The organism is Colwellia sp. 1_MG-2023 (assembly GCF_030546755.1).
GTDB lineage: Bacteria > Pseudomonadota > Gammaproteobacteria > Enterobacterales > Alteromonadaceae > Thalassotalea_H.
On the sequence record NZ_JAUOPE010000005.1, the window covers coordinates 210,622 to 228,232 of the forward strand.

The following is a 17,611-nucleotide window of genomic DNA, read 5'->3' on the forward strand; positions in this document are numbered from 1 at the left end:
TATCCTTACCCTTCTTCGTTTGCACTACTTTCAAGTAAATTATATTTTTTCAAATACCCTCTTAATTGATGATAGGTTAATTCTAAAGCATCGGCTGTTTTCTTTTGATTATATTGACAACTTTCTAAGGCTGATTTTATCAATTCAACTTCATAATCTTGAGAGAGTGACTTAAGAGATAACGGAAATTCAAAACTTTGTTTTAAGGTTGTCGTCATTTTTTCTACAGGTTCACTAACTGTTTCAGGTGTAGTTGCAGCTGCAACTGTAGGTTGACTAACAACTCTATCTTGCGTTTTTATCCGTTTTGATGGGCGATAAGGAGATTCAAAGGGATCAATGACTAAATCGTGAACAGGTAGATGAGGATTGTTACAGCGATAAACACTACGTTCGACGACATTTTTTAATTCACGAATATTACCAGGCCAATCATAATCAAGCATGGCTCTTTTGGCTTTTTCGGTGAAACCACTAAATAACTCAAATTCAAGTTCACGTGCCATGTTAATCGCAAAGCTTTCTGCGAGCACCATAATATCTTCAATCCGTTCTCTTAGTGGTGGTAAAGTGATTACGTCAAATGCAAGTCTATCGAGTAGATCTGCTCTAAATTCACCCGCATCAGCCATAGAAGGTAAATCTTCATTGGTTGCCGCTATTAAACGAGCATTTGTTTTAATAGTACGTGAACCACCAACACGTTCAAATTCGCCATATTCAACAACCCGTAATAATTTTTCTTGGATCAGGCCGGAAGTATTCGCTATTTCATCGAGAAATAACGTACCTTTATCTGCTCGCTCAAAACGGCCTTCATGACGTTTATTCGCACCCGTAAATGCACCACTCTCATAACCAAAGAGCTCACTTTCTAGTAAGTTTTCATTTAAAGCGGCACAATTGAGTTTTAAATAGTTTTGATCCCAACGTTTAGATAAGTAGTGTAAGCGTGCTGCTACTAGCTCTTTACCTGTACCGCGTTCACCAATAATTAATACCGGTTTACTCAGTGGAGCAATTTGAGATATTTGCTCAAGTACTTCTAAAAAATTGTTTGACTGACCAATGAGGTTATCTTGTTGACTAAAGCGAGACATTGTTGACCTAATTATTGGTTTATTTGGCTAACAAATAGTGTATTTTATTAATTGCAAGGATGAAAGCCTTTTTTAAAAATATAATAAAATTAGTTAAAACAAGGCATTAGCTATTAAATTAAAAGTGGCTTAAATCCTGAATAGTATTTCAGCAGAGTTAAAAAATTTTATTTGAATGAGGAAGTAGTTATGGGTGTTTTTTCAAGATTTACAGATATTATCAATTCTAATATCAATAGTTTATTAGATAAAGCAGAAGATCCTGCAAAAATGGTGCGCTTAATCATTCAGGAAATGGAAGATACCTTAGTTGAAGTGCGTTCATCATCGGCAAAAACCTTAGCGGATAAAAAAGAACTTTCAAGACAAGCGCAACGTTTTGAAAAAGACGCTGAGCAATGGCAAGAAAAAGCTGAGTTAGCTTTAAGTAAAGGACGAGATGATCTTGCCCGAGCAGCGTTACTAGAAAAGAAAAAGTGTACAGAAAGTGCCGCATCTTTAGTGGATGAACTTGCTCATGTTGATGAGCACATTACAAAGTTACAAGGCGAAATCTCGCAACTTCAAGAAAAACTTGCTGATGCGAAAGCTCGTCAAAAAGCGATAATAATGCGTGAAAAAACCGCGAGCTCTCGCTTAAAAGTGAAAAAGAATATCGATAGTGAACGAGTGAATGATGCGTTAAGTCGTTTCGACAGTTACGAACGTAAAATTGACGATATCGAAGCACAAGTTGAAGCGTATGACATGGGCAGTAAATCACTTGCTGATGAAATTGCAGAACTGGAAAATGATGAAAATATTGATGATGAATTAGCACAATTAAAAGCTAAAATGAATAAAGATAAAAAATCTAAATAAGTCATTAACTAAATTCATCGAAGAGCTGTAATAAGTAAGGAGAAGTATCGTGGAAGAGATTATCGTAGCCCCAGTCATTATTTTTATGTTAGTTGTCGCACCTATATGGCTGGTGCTTCATTATCGAAGTAAGCGACAAATTAGCCAAGGGTTCAGTGAAGAAGAGTATATTCAATTATCTGAGCTTTCAGAATTAGCCGATAAAATGACTGATAGAATCAAAACATTGGAAGCTATCCTTGATGCTGAAACGCCAGATTGGAGGAACAAAGTATGACCATTAAAGGCCGAGGTGAGTTATATAGAAACCCAAGCCAAGGTAAAATAGCTGGTGTATGTGCCGGTTTAGCCGAATACTTTGGCTGGGAAACGTGGTTAGTTCGTATTTTAGTGGTATCAGGCGTGTTACTTGGTATGGGCTGGTTTGTTGTTATTTACATTGCTGCATGGTTTATCTTAGATAAAAAGAATAGCAAAGTAACAGCATCACCAGTAAAAGATAAAATTAAACAAGCTGTTACTAATGCGACATCTGCGTCGGAAAAGGATTTTGCATCAGAATCTATTAAAGTGAAATCACGTATTTGGCAAGCAGGTGAGCCACCAAAACAAGCGTTTCATGATATTAGAAGGAAATTTAACACGTTGGAACGAGAGCTTCGACAAATAGAACGTTATGTGACTTCTCCCGAATTCACCGTTTCTAGAGAAATAAATAACTTGTAAACACACCGTGTAATTACACATCAATTAAGCGGCTTTAGCCGCTTTTTTATTGTATATAGATCAAAGATTTATTTCTTAATTATTTCGCTTCGAAACACTGTGAAATCAATCAATAAGTCGTTATTATATTTGTAATAGCTTAGGGGCTGTTGATCTTTCGCGGTTAAATTTTAGCCGAATCCTTCGGACAGCGTTTGTTGGTCTTTTTTACGGCGTTGCCCCACAAGGATGTGGGGTAAGGTGACTTTGCAGGAGCATAAAGTCTTTATCGCCTTTTTATGTGGAAAAACCCTATTACAAAGGCTCTGCCTTGTATAAATACTCAACAAAATGCTGTAAAAACAATCTCGAAAGATCAACAACCCCTAATCTCAACGAAATCAATAATAACGCTGATTTAATAATAATTCTAAACATAGGTGAGCATGATCTTTTATGGCATTTATTAATAATGAAACACTCAATGTTTTTAAACAAAAAGCCAATCAACTGGTCAATCGTACTTTTGATAAACATATTAATCTTGCGGTTACGGGATTAAGTCGAAGTGGTAAAACGGCCTTTATTACGTCATTTGTTAATCAATTAGTGAATGAAAATAGCCAATCAAAGTTAGATTTTTTTAATGTTATCCATCAAGGGCGTTTTATCGCCGCGAAAAGAGTGCCGCAAAAATCGTTACATGTTACACGATTTGCCTATGAAAAATCATTGTCTGCTTTTACTCAAGCGCCTCCTACTTGGCCTGAACCAACTCATGGCATCAGCGAATTAAGACTTGCAATTCGTTATCAACCAGAAGATTCACTATTAAAATACGCCACAGACTCTGTGACGTTATATGTTGATATTACCGATTACCCTGGAGAGTGGTTATTAGATTTACCTTTGTTAAACCAGACGTTTGAAGAATGGAGTGATGCTACTCATTTATTATTAACGGAAACCGTTAGACGTGATAAAGCACAACCTTTTATAGATAAAATACAACAATTAGATCCTTTTGAAGCTGTCGATGAAGATAAGCTTGCTGAATTATCTGCAGAATACACAGAGTTATTACTTCATTTTCGTCATCAACTTGGTTTATCTGTCATTCAACCTGGACGCTTTATTTTACCGGGCGATCTTGAAAATGCGCCGATATTGCAGTTTTTCCCTTATACGAACTTTAAAAATATCGATATAAATCAATACCAAAATGCAGATGACAGCTCTTTAATTGGTATGCTTAGAGCTCGATATCTTGAATATAAAGAAAGAGTCGTAAAAACATTCTATAAAGAACATTTTGTTAATTTTGATCGACAAATTATTTTAGCGGATTGCCTAACATCATTAAATTCAGGGCCAGAAAGCTTTAAAGATTTGCAACATGCGTTGAACTTAATTATGGAAAGTTTTAACTATGGGAAATCTGGCATATTTACCCGATTATTTTCGCCAAAAATAGATAAACTGTTATTTGCTGCAACCAAAGCAGATCATGTTACTCCTGAGCAGCACGAGCACTTAACGGCCTTACTTAACCAATTAGTGCATCAATCACAACATCAACTGAGTTTTGATGAAATACCAATGGCAACGTTAGCAATTGCCTCTGTAAAATCGACAAAGTCAGGATTCGGAGAACATCAAGGTGAAAAAATACCTGTGATTCAAGGACGAAAAGTTGGGGATGACAAGCTAATGACGCTTTTTCCTGGAACCGTACCTAATAAAATTCCACCTCAAGAATTTTGGCAAAATAAACCCTTTAATTATATATCGTTTGCTCCATTAGAAGTGGTGGCTGAAAATCAAGCATTACCGCATTTACGTATGGATCAAGTGTTGGAATTTTTGCTCGGAGATAAAATAAAATGAATGAAGAAAAAGAAAAATATCAACAGCAAATATTATTTGATGAAACAAAAACAGAGGAAGATAAAAAGAATTTACCTTATCCAAGTCAACAAGTTATCTTGGAATCTGATGAAATAGAAATTGTTGAGTCGCATGAAGCTTTAGCAGACGAAGTTATTGAAAAATCTAAACCTAGGTGGCTATGGCGAATAGCATTTTTCATCTTAATGATTTTAGTGGTTTTTGAAGCCGTTGAATTTTTTATGCTAGGTTTTTCACAAGAACCATTTATTGCAAGCTTATACGCGGCGCTTTTAACGATTATCTCATTAATTACTGGTGGGACAGTCATTAAAGAATATCGAGGTTTACGTCAATTTAAACGTCGAGAAAAATTGCAAAAATCAGTTAAAGAAAGTTTATTAAGTGATGAGCATCAAAATGGTCAACAATTGTGTCAAAAAATATCAGAAAATTTACCTTGTGACCTCCTTGTGCAGCAAGAACAACAGTGGCAAGAAAATATTGATGCTGATTTGACTGATGCAGAACAGTTACGTTTATATTCAAGACAAGTGTTAAGTTCTGTTGATAAAAAAGCATTAGATAAAACTTGTAAGTATTCAACCGAGTCAGTGGTTTTAGTGGCATTAAGTCCTATTGCTATTGTCGATATGTTACTGATGCTTTGGCGAAATTTAAAAATGATTGATGAAATTGCTAATTTATATGGTTTAAAACTTTCGTATTGGTCACGTATTAAGTTACTCAAACAGGTTTTTATTAATATGGTGTATGCTGGGGCAACCGAGCTTATTGCCGATGTTGGTACGGATCTCATTGGTGCTGATTTATTAGGCAAACTTTCTGCAAGACTTGCACAAGGTTTAGGTGCGGGTATGTTAACAGCAAGACTTGGACTGAAAACAATGCATTTATGTCGTCCTATTCCTTTTGAAGAGGATGCTCCAAAACTCAAAGATGTTCGAAAGCAATTAATCAGTCAAATTAAATCGTTGACCAAAAAAGATAATAAGTAAGGATTTTACCTGTGTAATTACTTGCAAAGTAAGTGAGTGATAAATTGTTAACAGCATGAAAAATAAGCTGAAATAATTTAAATGTAAAAACGAATGTAACAGAAACAATACAAAAAATCATATCGTATAAAAAACAGCCGAATTATGTTTGGTGATTTTTCTTATGACTCTAGCTTATGATGATCTTAAGCAAAATAGCTCAACAGCTAAATAATAAGATGACTTAAAAACTGTTGAGTTAATTTAAATTTATTTAAGGTTTGAATCATGGCAAAGGCGACACAATACGTCTCTAGAGTACCAGACGAACAAGGTATCATTCATTGGTCTGAAGAAGAAAATAACGTTTGGCAAGAATTAATACAAAGACAACTTTCCTGTATTAAGGGTACTGCGTGTGATGAGTATCTTGAGGGGTTAGAAAAATTAAAATTACCTACTGATCGCATTCCGCAATTGGAAGAAGTAAGTCGTGTTTTAAAAGAGTCGACTGGTTGGGTATGTGAGCCTGTTCCAGCATTGATAGGTTTTGGTCAGTTTTTTAAATTATTATCAGAAAAAAAATTCCCAGTAGCAACGTTCATTCGTTCTCGTGAAGAATTCGATTACTTACAAGAACCTGATATTTTTCATGAAATATTTGGCCATTGTCCATTGTTAACGAACCCATCGTTTGCCAATTATACAGAAGCTTACGGTAAAATGGGCTTAAATGCCTCAAAAGAACAACGGGTTTTCTTGGCAAGATTATACTGGTTTACCGTTGAATTTGGTTTGTTAGATACTCCTGATGGCTTAAGAGTCTATGGTGGCGGAATTATCTCTTCGCCAAGTGAAACTAAATATGCGCTTCATGATGAAAACGTTGAAAGAAAGACATTATGTGCTGATAATATTCTTGATGTGTTAAGAACGCCTTATCGAATAGATATTATGCAGCCCGTTTATTATATGCTGAATAAAGTAAGTGATTTAGACGACATTAGAAAATACGAAGTGGAAGATATCATGGCGTTAATTGAACAGGCTAAGTCGTTAGGTTTGTTTGAAGCCAAGTTTTCACCTAAAGCATCAAAAATAGCAAGTTAAGGAATAATAATGAGTTCTCAATTATCTGCACAACAGTGTGAAGCATGTCATGTTGACGCTCCTAAAGTAAGTGATGAAGAATTAAGTGAATTAATGTCGCAATTGCCTGATTGGGTTCCTGAAGTTCGCGATGGTATTATGATGCTTGAACGCGTTTATAAGTTTAAAAACTATAAACAAGCATGGGCATTTGCCAATAAAGTTGCAGAACTAGCTGAGGAAGAGTTTCATCATCCCGCGACATTGTTAGAGTGGGGGAAAGTTACTGTTACGTGGTGGACCCATGCTATAAAAGGGCTACATAAGAATGATTTTATCTGCGCTGCCAAAACAGATAAATTATTGTAATATTTAGTTACAACTAATCAGAAAAATAAAAAGCCTCTGTAAATCAGGGGCTTTTTTTTATTGTAAAAATTAGTTTACAATAAACCGTTAATCAAAATTTTTGAGGATAATTAAATGCGTTTGGAAATTGGCTGTCAAGACCGTGTCGGTATTGCCCAAGATGTGTTAACTATATTTGTTGAGCGCCAGATAGATTTACGTGGCATCGAATTAAAGCAGCCAGGTAAAATTTATATTAATATTCCTGATTTAGAATTCTCAGAATTACAAACTTTTATGCCGCAGTTGAGGTTAATAGAAGGAGTGCTTGATGTTAAAACTACTCCATATATGCCTTCTGAGCGAGAAAAAAACGAGCTTTCAACACTAATCAAAACTTTCCCTGATCCTTTCATCTCTATTGATGCGAAAGGACATGTGCGCATAGTAAATAATATTACTGCGTCACTCGTTAATTGTAGTGAAAGTGACATAGTTGGTGAAAATATTAATCAATGGGTTAAAGGGTTTAATTTTAACCGCTGGTTAGACAGTGACGAAGTATTTGCGCAAACACGTCGGTTAAAGTTTATCGACGATGATTATGTTGCCGATATCATTCCAATACATGTCACCGATAATATTGGTGAACCTGTGCTTGCAGGCGCGGTTTTGATACTTAAATCTGAAGCCCGTTTAGGCCAACAAATAAATGCCTTTAAACAAGCAAATGAAAATAGTTTTGCTGGTATTCAAGCAACCAGTGGCAGTATGCGTAAAGTGATTCGCGAAGCAAAACGTATGTCGTTACTTGATTCTTCTATGCTGATTGTTGGTGAAACAGGTACGGGAAAAGAATTATTAGCCCATGCTTGTCATGCTGCTAGTGATAGAACTGAAAAACCATTTATGACATTAAATTGCGCCTCGTTACCAGATGAAGTGGCTGAAACGGAATTATTCGGTATAGGTTCACCTAATTCTAAAAATAGTAAAAAAGGTTTGTTTGAATTAGCCGATGGCGGCACTATTTTCTTAGACGAAGTAGGGGAGATGTCACCAAAGCTACAGATAAAGCTTTTACGGGTGATACAAAATGGTATTTTTCGACGTGTTGACGATGAAAATGAAATTACGGTTAATGTGCGAATTATCAGCTCAACTAACCATGATTTATTAACAATGGTGTCACAAGGTGAATTTAGAGAAGATTTATATTATCGTTTAAATGTTTTGGGGCTTAATATTCCATCATTACGAGAACGTCGCTCTGATATTATTCCTCTTGCTGAGTTTTTTATCGCTAAATTTTCTCAACGGATAGGTAAATCGAATATTACTATATCGGATGATTGTCGAGATTTTATTGAACATTACCCATGGCCGGGCAATGTTAGGCAATTAGAAAATGTGTTAATTCGTGCAGTGTCACTAATGGAAGGCAATGTTATTATGACCAATCATTTGCAGTTACCTGCGTATACGCGTGAACATGGTTATTTAGAGCAAGAGTTTGAAGGTACTCTTGATGCCGCTGTTAAAGGCTTTGAAGCTGATCTATTAAGAAAACTATACCCTGCGTACCCAAGTACACGTCAGTTAGCCAAAAAACTGGGGTTAAGTCATACTGCTATAGCCAATAAGCTTCGTGAATATGATATTAATAAAAAAACGGTAAAAATATAACTACGGCCGTGTCGTCATAGGGTTAAATTGCATTTTTTATTCCGTCGCAAGTTGTTTAATTACACTTGAATGTAAAGAATGCCTAACAATTTCAACTAAGATAATTAGTCATGGGAGATTGGTCTGCTTTTTTTCATGACTTACCATAGTGCAATACATTATTTTTACAGAGTACGGTTATGAAACTATATGGTTATTGGCGATCTTCTGCTGCTTATCGGGTTCGCATTGCGTTAAATTTAAAAAATATTGAAGTAGAATCTATCCCCGTTCATTTAGTAAAAAATGGTGGAGAACAACATTCTCTAGAATATGAGAATTTGAATCCTACACATCTTGTGCCGACACTTGTTGATGGTGACCTCGTGTTAAATCAATCCTTAGCTATTATTGAATATTTAGATAATAAGTTTCCGGTCACACCGTTATATCCAAATAACTACGCAGAGAAGGCTATCGTTCAAGGACTCACATTAGATATCGCTTGCGAGATCCATCCGGTGAATAACTTAAGAGTCCAGCAATATCTAGTCAATGAATTGAATTGTGATGAACCAGCAAAATTGCAATGGAGCCATTATTGGATGGGAAAAGGTTTTACCGCATTAGAGAAAAAGCTAGCAAAAACAGCAGGGTTATATTGTTTTGGAGATATAGTTACTATGGCTGATCTGTGTTTAGTTCCTCAAGTGTATAACGCTAATCGTTTTAAACTTGATATGACTTCATTTCCTCTTATTAATAGCATAGTTGAACGTTGTAACCAGCTTCCCGCTTTTATAAAATCATTACCCGAAAATCAGGCTGATGCTTTATAAGTTTGTATGATGTTAGTATTGATGCAAGTGGTTTAATTTTTATCACTGATAAATTAGCCAAACAGTAGATTTAATATTGTTACATTTAAGTCAGGTTTTATTGGCTTTATTTGATAAATGTACTTGCATCGTTTCATAAAAAGCGTTGCAATAGTCTCTTCACCTCAACAAAGTTTTATTATTGGTAAATCCATAGGGTGATGCTTTCGTTTTAAAGTAACTTACATTAAGGTCATTATGGAAAACTCTCAATCTACATCATCTTCGGTTCCATGGGGTATTATTGTTGGAATTACGATTGTTATCCTCATCACACTTTGGTTCGTATTATCTGAAGATGAAGTTACGCCTGTAATTCAAGTGCCAGTGGTAGAAGAAGTCGTTGAAGTACCACCTCCTGCACCTGAAAAGGTTGAACCTGAAGTTATTGAAGAGCCTATTGTTGAAGAAGTGATAGAACAACCGGTAGTAGAGCCAGAATCTCTATTGCCGACACTTGATGAAAGTGATGCGTGGTTAGAAGAAAAGCTTCCCACGATAACTTGGCGAAAAGAATTACTCAAATTAGTAATAGATGACGATATGATCCGTCGATTTGTTGTTTTCACGGATAATTTTTCGCAAGGAATATTAGCGTATGAACATAGTCCTTTAATTAAACCAACTACTTCATTTTCTGGTCGTGAAATAAATGAAAATGGTGAAATAATTATTAATTGGGATGAAACATCTTCTAGGCGTTTTAGTTTATATGTTGATTTATTACGTTCCGTTGATAGTGAAACTTTAGTCAGTTGGTATTTCGAATTAAAACCATTAGTCGATGAAGCTTATCAAGAATTAGGTTATCCCGAAGAAAACTTTACTGATATTTTACAAGACGCTATTACTAAAGTACTTGATATGGAAATACCTAAAGATCGCATTGAGTTAATTCGTCCTAGTGTGATGTATCAATTTAAAAATGAAGAAATTGAAAGACTCGATGATGCTGAAAAATTAATGCTGCGTCTCGGGAAAGAAAATTTATTGGTGATCAAGTCTGTTCTACTTGAAATTAGCGAAAAAATCGCTAGAGAAAATAAATAGAGGTTATTTTGCTTCCTCAAGTACCTGTTGAAGTTCCACAAACGAACTACCGTTTTGTGAGCATGTTTTCATATAAGTTATTGACTTTATTTGGCTGGAAAATCGTAGGAGAGCTTCCTCATGAACGTAAGTTTATCCTTGCGGTTGCTCCACATACTTCTAATTGGGACTTTATCGTTTCAGTTTTAGTGATGCTTGCACTGAATTTAAAGGTCACTTTTATGGGAAAAAAGAGCATTTTTGTTTGGCCATTACGATGGTTTTTATTAAAAATAGGGGGCGTTCCTATTGATAGGCAACACCCACAAGGAATTGTTGGCCAAATGGTTGAGCTTTTTAATCAAAGCCAAGCAATGATTTTAGGCTTATCTCCTGAAGGTACTCGAAGTAAAACGAAACAATGGAAAACAGGTTTCCTAATCATTGCTCAACAAGCAAACATTCCTATCGTACCAATAAGCCTCGACTTTAAGAAAAAAGAAGTAAAAATTCATCACCCTTATTTTGTCAAAGATAATATCGACAGCGCTTTAACGGAAATTAAAGCAGAATTTATTGATGTTTGTGCAAAAAATCCCCACTTAGTATGATTTTTACGGGTAGTGCTTGCATCACCTAACAGTATTAGCGATAATCCTTGCCGCTAAATAGCAGTTCTATGGTGACTTTTTCGGTCCCTTCGCAATGATACTCTGTGAACTCGGCCAGGTCCGGAAGGAAGCAACCGCAGCAGACGACTCATGTGCCGGAGTGTGGCTGGAGAAGTCGCCACCCAATTCAATTAAATCAACGACTTACACATCTTATTAGCTTTTTGCTACATGAGGTGCTACATGAAAGCGACTAATATCCCTTATCTTCATTGTCGAAATGGTATTTATTCGTATCTTATTAATCTAATATTAAAGAACGTATTATAAATAATGGTTAACCATGACGCCTTATTTTGCTAGATTATTGTTTTCGATATAAATAATTTGTTATTTAAAGTTCAATTACTAGTTGTCAGTTTTAATTGGTTTGTTTATATTATTGTACGTTTATCTAATAAGGAAGTTAAATGACCCTCGAATTGGTTGAGCCTACAGAGCAAGAAAAAACGAATAAAATTGATATATTTGAACTCCTTCCGGGAAAAATATTGGACATTCAAATAAACCATCCTGTTCAAGTTCGCCTTAAAGTACCTTTAATTGGTTATGAACTCGGTAATTATATTATTTTAAAATACCCTAATGTACCGAGTGTAACAACGTATAGTGATGTACTTGTTGAAGGCAATGTTGTGGTGGTCAGGTACTTGTTAGAAGGTGATAAAGGATGCTGTTTTGCTTTTAGAGCAACCATAAGAACAATCACACAAAAGCCGGAAAAGTTTCTAATTTTATCTTATCCAAAAAAAATTGAAAATAGACAACTACGTCTTCACCAACGCATAACAATGCATCTCCCTGCTGCAATCTCACTGAATGAGCCTAATCAAAGTAACGTAAGAATTAATGGTATTATTGGTGATTTATCATTGCAAGGTTGTGGTTTTACCTTTAAAGCGGATAGCGATTCAATAAAAGTTAACGAACGAGATATTTTTGTCTGTGTAGCTCACCATAGTAAAGGAGAAATTTTGATCCCTGCGAGAGTTTGTAACAGTAGAAATGAACATGGGAGAGTGAATGTGGGGATTCAATTTAAAGAAGGTGATAAACAAGTATTATCCTTGCTTGATCACCTATTTATCGATCAAAGTAGTTTACAAAGTTAATTGTTATGCAATTTCATAAACTCTAAAGATTTATTTATTGCTACTTTTACGTTACTTTCCATTTCAAAGCGCTCAGACGCAGGTAAATAAAAGGCCATATCAACTTCATGTCTAATATATCTGTTAGGTAATTGATTTAAAACTACACAAGTTAAATCTGCAATAAAGTCCGCATCATACTTTTCTTCAAGCTTTAACGCAGCAAAATGTAGAACAACTAATTTTTCATAATAATTATGAATATCATCTGAAATTTTCATGATTAACCTCTTGAGTTACTTTGTATTAAGCCTAATGCTAGATGAAATAAAAAGCTAATGATTTTATTGAGTAAAACCAACTTTTTTAAAGTTTAAGAAAACTTAACGTTTTTCGCTGACTTCAATTTGTCTTTCAAGTTTGGATATCGCCTGGCGGCACCTGCCTAATCGTTGATGTATAATCAATAATTCATCAGATATTTTATCTTTTGCCTTTTGATTTGCTTGAGAAAATTGAATTTGCTTTTGTTCAAGCATGTCTAACAAACGTCGTTCAAATTCATGGGTTTCTGAGAGCTTTTGATATAAAGTTTGGCTGGGTAGTATTAATGACTGAGCAGCTTGGCGATATTTTTTATCTTTCAGCATTTTTAAATGTTGTTTAGAGGCGTTATTTTGAGCATCGTTAGCATCAATTGCATTTTTTATTGCCGATATTTGTTGTTCTATTAATGCTAATCGTGCATAAGAAAATTGTACTTTGTTCGCCTTGATTAATGCGAATAATTCTTTTGATTTATTAATGACTTCATCAACGTAATGGGAAAGCTTATCGCTATTTGTACTAAAGAGAGTTTCAGAGAAAATAGGACTATCTTTACGTAGTGAGAATGACTTACTTTTACTGTTAGCCATATCTATATTCACAGCTTGTGCATGTAAGTTAGCTAATATCTCTTGTATTTTTGTTAATGAAGAGGTTTTCATAGATATAGGCCTATTGAAGCCAGGCTTGGTAACCTAAATTACATGACATACCAACCACGACTGTTATAAAAACAGGACGTATAAATTTATTACCAAACTTAATGGCCCAATGCGAACCAACCCATGCACCAAGCATGATAAAAATACCCATAGTTACACCAAGTAATAAATTGACATATCCTAGATATATAAACGTTAATAAACTAAAAAAGTTACTGACAAAATTTGTCGAACGCGCTAATCCACAACTAAGTAGGATATTTATTTTATAAAGCGCACTGGAAGATGAAGTCCAGAAAGCGCCTGTTCCGGGGCCTGCGACACCATCATAAAATCCTAAAATTAATCCTTGAGATGCTTGTTTTGCCTTCAATCCTTTGGTTTCTTCGGGTAAGCCTTTGTCGTTATAAACGGTCCCTTTTGCGAGTAATGTGTATATAGCAGTAGAGATTATTAGAATAGGTAATGCTTTATCTAAAAACTCAATTGATAGGTATTTTACCATTATGGTGCCTGCAATTGCGCCAATAGCAGTAAATAGGATGGATGTACGCCAAAATTTTATATCAAAAAGTTTTTTTCTATAGAATGTTATTGAAGCGGTAAATGAGCCAAACGTGGCAGCAAGTTTATTTGTACCTAATGCTACATGAGGAGGAAGTCCTGCTGTTAGCAATGTGGGTATCGTCAACATACCGCCACCGCCTGCTATAGCATCAATTAGCCCGGCGAGAAACCCTACGCTACAAAGTGTTATCCATAACTCAAAATTCAATACAACATCCATTAAAGGCAATATTTCCAGTCTATGATTATCTAAAAGAATGGAGTTTAGCATAATGTTAACTGAACAGAACCTGCTATTTAGGTGTTGTTTTGCTCTTATTACAATTTAATCAATAGGATTTTTATACAATAATGTCTCTTTATCTTTACGTAAAGGTTATGTTCTCTAATATGTTATTGAAACTTAATGATTTAATAATTATCTGTTGGTGACTATTCGAAACGCTTGTTTTTGATCTTCACTTGTGGAGGGTTGTCTTTAACTTATTGATATTAATATTTAATTTTGTTTTTGATATTTATTTTTACAGTAGTTGAAATTTTATAACCTATAAATTGTAAAGTTTAGGTTTATTTTTAAGTTGTTGAAATATATATATATTGAAAAATTAATTTGTATGTGAATTTGTAACTAATGTTACTGAATAGTTACAATTGGTATTGACCATAAATAGAAATTAAGTTTACTATCCATATTGACAGATCAGGTCAATGACCAAAATTATAAACAAACAAAGCAATATAGCTTTGATTTTAAACACTAGAATCACGAAAGTGATCCAGGGAGAAAATATGTATAGCAATAGTAAAATAGCTAAAGCTGTTCGTCTTGCCATGATTTTTGGTGCAGGCGCAGCAACAGCAGTTACAACATCATCAGTTTCAGCTGAAGAAGAATCAGCTGAGAAAGTTGAGCGTATAGAAGTTACAGGTTCACGTATTAAACGTGCCGATATGGAAACTTCTAGCCCAATTCAAGTAACAAGTGCTGAAGATATTGAAATTTCAGGTTTGACTCGTGTAGAAGATATGCTTAACACATTGCCTCAAATTGAAGCATCTTCAACAATTTTCTCGTCAAATGGTGCTAGCGGTCGTGGTGGCATCGATATGCGTGGTTTAGGCGCTCATCGTACATTAGTACTTATTAATGGTCGTCGTATGCAACCAGGTGGTGGTTCAAGTGGTTCTGCCGATGCTAACGCTATTCCTGGTGCATTAGTTAAGCGTGTTGAAGTAATGACCGGTGGTGGTTCTTCTGTATACGGTGCTGATGCGGTTGCAGGTGTTGTTAACTTCGTAATGGATGATGACTTCGAAGGTTTAGAAATTGACTTCATTGGTGGTGGTTACCAACATAATAACGATAACTCATACATCCAAGGTTTAATGGATGAAAAAGGTTTCGAATATCCTTCAGGTGGTTCAGATATCGAAGGTAAAAACTTCGGTATAGAAATTACTATGGGTAGTGACTTTGCTGACGGTAAAGGTCATGCAGTTACATATGCAACATGGAAGCGTAACAATGAAATGAAGTTTGGTACTCGTGACTACACTTCTTGTGCACTAGACGCAACAGCGACTTCATGTGGTGGTTCTGGTAATGCTGTTATCCCTAACTTTTACTTAAGTCCAATTGGTGCCGATGGCCATTTTGATTGGGGTAATTACGAATATTTAACATTAACTTCTGATAGTAATTTCCAACCTTCATCTGGTAATGTATATAACTATAACCCAGTTAACTTCTTCATGCGTCCAGATGAAAGATTCTCATTTGGTTCTTTCGTAAATTACGAAATTAATGATAATTTCATGCCGTACATGGAAATTATGTACATGCGTGATCAAACTAAAGGTCAAATCGCTGAATCAGGTACTTTCTTCAACGAAGAATACCGCATTGATTACGATAGCCCATTACTTAGTGATGCACAACGTGGTTACTTAACAGATGCATTTGGTTTATCTTCAGGCGATCAATTTGCAACTTATATCGGAAAACGTAACGTTGAAGGTGGTGCTCGTGCATCAATTATTCAACATGATTCATTCCGTGTTGTATTAGGTACTGAAGGTGAACTTAATGATTCTTGGTCTTACGATGCAAGTATTCAAGTAGGTTCAACTACTGTTGATAACGTTTACATTAACGATTTCTTCGCTCCACGTATTACTACAGCGTTAAGTGCTAATGGCGAAAGCTGTGCTGATACTGCTGACTGTATTCCTTACGAAGTATTTGCTTACCAAGGTGTTACAGAAGAATCAGCTGGCCTATTAACGGGTGTTGCTTCAATGGTCGAACTTTCTGACCAATTTATCTTTAGTGCTTTCGTTTCTGGTGAGTTAGATTTTACAATGCCTGGTGCTGATACACCTGTTGCTGTTGTATTTGGTACAGAATACAGAAAAGAAGAATATGAACGTGTTGTAGATGAAGTATACGACAAAGGTTTATTATTAGGTCAAGGTGGTCCAACTCATGCATTAGTGGGTGGCTACTCAGTTCGTGAACTTTACACAGAAGCAAGTATTCCTTTACTTGAAGGTAAAGAATTTGCAGAGTCTTTAGTGCTTGAATTAGGTTACCGTTATTCAGATTACGATGTAACAGGTTCAGAGCCAACTTATAAAGTAGCTTTAGACTGGACACCAGTTGATGATTGGAAAGTACGTGCAAGTTATAACCGTGCAGTACGTTCTCCAAACATTGGTGAAATGTTTGCTAGCCAAGGTTTAGGTTTATGGTCTGGTGAAGATCCGTGTGCTACTGATACTCCATCATTCACAGCTGCACAATGTGCTAATACCGGTGTAACTGCTGCTCAATATGGTAATATTGCGGCAAGTCCTGCAGGTCAATATAACGGTGTTTACGGTGGTAACCCTGAATTAACACCTGAAATTGCTGATACTTTCTCTCTAGGTTTAGTTGGTCAACTTAGTGATGAAATTGATTTCTCAGTAGATTACTGGAAAATTGAAATTGATGAAGTAATCGGTACAGTTAGTGAAGACGTAACATTAACGCAATGTGCTACAACAGGTAACGCTGCTTTCTGTGATAACATTAACCGTAACAATGGTGGTAGTCTTTGGGCTGGTACACAAGGTTTTATCACAGCAACAAACATTAACCTTGCAAGCCGTAAATGGGAAGGTGTAGATATTACTGCAGCTTACAACACTGAATTATCAGGTAACCCATTCAGCGTTACTTTAATTAGTACTTACATGATGACTAAACAGTACGAACCACTTCCAGGTAACCCTGAAGCGATTTACGACTGTTCTGGTACTATCAGTGCTAAATGTTTCCCTCAACCAGAGTGGAGAAGTGTAATCAATGCTAATTACGACATGGGCGATATTGGCTTAAATGCTAAATTACGTATCAATGGCGAAGTTTCAAACGGCGATTACGATGGCGATGATAACGATGATTACTTAGTAGGTACAGGTATTGGTTCTCAAACTTACCTTGACTTGAGTGTTCGTTACACAGTATCTGAAAATATTACTACTCGTTTAGGTATTAATAACATTTTAGATGAAGAGCCACCAATGACTGGTAACACAATGGACCCAGGTGCATTTTATGACCAATTAGGTCGTTACATTCACGGTTCAGTTTCTTTAACTTTCTAATAAAAAGTTAAAAAACAAGATAAAGCGGCAAACTGCAAAGTTAGCCGCTTTTTTTTATGGTAAAGTTTTATTAACGCTA

Annotated in this window: 17 protein-coding genes and 1 other RNA gene; 14 read left to right on the forward strand and 4 right to left on the reverse strand. The window is 35.5% G+C overall.

The genetic code is table 11. From position 1 onward, the window contains the following. Positions 1–5: 5 nt before the first annotated feature. Positions 6–1,100: a phage shock protein operon transcriptional activator gene (gene pspF / locus Q4493_RS07940; RefSeq protein WP_303451287.1), complete on the reverse strand. Its 1,095-nt coding sequence runs from the start codon at positions 1,098–1,100 to the stop codon at positions 6–8. Positions 1,101–1,289: 189 nt separating this feature from the next. On the opposite strand from pspF, the gene pspA reads away from it, so the two are divergent. The 13 genes from pspA (at position 1,290) to Q4493_RS08010 (ending at position 12,343) form a co-directional block, all read left to right on the forward strand. Then, positions 1,290–1,961, forward strand: a complete 672-nt coding sequence (gene pspA, locus Q4493_RS07945; RefSeq protein WP_303451289.1) for a phage shock protein PspA — start codon at positions 1,290–1,292, stop codon at positions 1,959–1,961. A 49-nt stretch (positions 1,962–2,010) separates the two neighbouring features. Further along, the gene (gene pspB / locus Q4493_RS07950) at positions 2,011–2,238 is read left to right on the forward strand and encodes an envelope stress response membrane protein PspB (RefSeq protein WP_303451290.1); all 228 of its coding nucleotides are present in this window, start codon (positions 2,011–2,013) and stop codon (positions 2,236–2,238) included. Between the two features lie 2 nt (positions 2,239–2,240). Then, positions 2,241–2,687, forward strand: a complete 447-nt coding sequence (gene pspC, locus Q4493_RS07955) for an envelope stress response membrane protein PspC (protein WP_303451544.1) — start codon at positions 2,241–2,243, stop codon at positions 2,685–2,687. A 435-nt stretch (positions 2,688–3,122) separates the two neighbouring features. Beyond that, the gene (locus tag Q4493_RS07965; protein WP_303451292.1) at positions 3,123–4,553 is read left to right on the forward strand and encodes a YcjX family protein; all 1,431 of its coding nucleotides are present in this window, start codon (positions 3,123–3,125) and stop codon (positions 4,551–4,553) included. Further along, positions 4,550–5,572 (forward strand): YcjF family protein, encoded by a 1,023-nt coding sequence (locus Q4493_RS07970; protein ID WP_303451296.1) that lies wholly within the window; start codon positions 4,550–4,552, stop codon positions 5,570–5,572. The genes Q4493_RS07965 and Q4493_RS07970 overlap by 4 nt, the downstream gene beginning before the upstream one ends. Before the next feature lie 267 nt (positions 5,573–5,839). Next, positions 5,840–6,661 (forward strand): phenylalanine 4-monooxygenase, encoded by an 822-nt coding sequence (gene phhA, locus Q4493_RS07975; RefSeq protein ID WP_303451299.1) that lies wholly within the window; start codon positions 5,840–5,842, stop codon positions 6,659–6,661. Between the two features lie 9 nt (positions 6,662–6,670). Then, on the forward strand, positions 6,671–7,009 hold the full coding sequence (locus Q4493_RS07980) for a 4a-hydroxytetrahydrobiopterin dehydratase (protein WP_303451301.1): 339 nt from the start codon (positions 6,671–6,673) through the stop codon (positions 7,007–7,009). A gap of 114 nt (positions 7,010–7,123) precedes the next feature. Further along, positions 7,124–8,674, forward strand: a complete 1,551-nt coding sequence (tyrR, locus tag Q4493_RS07985; RefSeq protein ID WP_303451303.1) for a transcriptional regulator TyrR — start codon at positions 7,124–7,126, stop codon at positions 8,672–8,674. A 179-nt stretch (positions 8,675–8,853) separates the two neighbouring features. Further along, a complete protein-coding gene (gene maiA, locus Q4493_RS07990) occupies positions 8,854–9,492 on the forward strand; it encodes a maleylacetoacetate isomerase (RefSeq protein ID WP_303451305.1) in 639 nt (212 codons plus the stop codon). 237 nt (positions 9,493–9,729) lie between these two features. Next, positions 9,730–10,581 (forward strand): DUF3014 domain-containing protein, encoded by an 852-nt coding sequence (locus Q4493_RS07995; protein ID WP_303451307.1) that lies wholly within the window; start codon positions 9,730–9,732, stop codon positions 10,579–10,581. A gap of 8 nt (positions 10,582–10,589) precedes the next feature. Further along, on the forward strand, positions 10,590–11,171 hold the full coding sequence (locus Q4493_RS08000) for a 1-acyl-sn-glycerol-3-phosphate acyltransferase (protein ID WP_303451311.1): 582 nt from the start codon (positions 10,590–10,592) through the stop codon (positions 11,169–11,171). 78 nt (positions 11,172–11,249) lie between these two features. Then, an RNA gene (gene ffs / locus Q4493_RS08005) (signal recognition particle sRNA small type) lies at positions 11,250–11,346 on the forward strand. A gap of 295 nt (positions 11,347–11,641) precedes the next feature. Continuing rightward, positions 11,642–12,343, forward strand: a complete 702-nt coding sequence (locus Q4493_RS08010; protein ID WP_303451313.1) for a PilZ domain-containing protein — start codon at positions 11,642–11,644, stop codon at positions 12,341–12,343. On the opposite strand, the gene Q4493_RS08015 is transcribed toward Q4493_RS08010, so the two are convergent. The 3 genes from Q4493_RS08015 to Q4493_RS08025 form a co-directional block, all read right to left on the reverse strand. Next, on the reverse strand, positions 12,340–12,603 hold the full coding sequence (locus Q4493_RS08015; RefSeq protein ID WP_303451316.1) for a late competence development ComFB family protein: 264 nt from the start codon (positions 12,601–12,603) through the stop codon (positions 12,340–12,342). The two genes, Q4493_RS08010 and Q4493_RS08015, sit on opposite strands and share 4 nt — an antisense overlap. Positions 12,604–12,705: 102 nt before the next feature. Further along, positions 12,706–13,311: a primosomal replication protein PriC gene (gene priC / locus Q4493_RS08020; protein WP_303451319.1), complete on the reverse strand. Its 606-nt coding sequence runs from the start codon at positions 13,309–13,311 to the stop codon at positions 12,706–12,708. A gap of 10 nt (positions 13,312–13,321) precedes the next feature. Further along, the gene (locus Q4493_RS08025) at positions 13,322–14,098 is read right to left on the reverse strand and encodes a TSUP family transporter (RefSeq protein WP_303451546.1); all 777 of its coding nucleotides are present in this window, start codon (positions 14,096–14,098) and stop codon (positions 13,322–13,324) included. A 572-nt stretch (positions 14,099–14,670) separates the two neighbouring features. Here Q4493_RS08025 and Q4493_RS08030 point away from each other — a divergent pair. Continuing rightward, positions 14,671–17,532, forward strand: a complete 2,862-nt coding sequence (locus Q4493_RS08030) for a TonB-dependent receptor (protein WP_303451322.1) — start codon at positions 14,671–14,673, stop codon at positions 17,530–17,532. Positions 17,533–17,611: the final 79 nt, after the last annotated feature.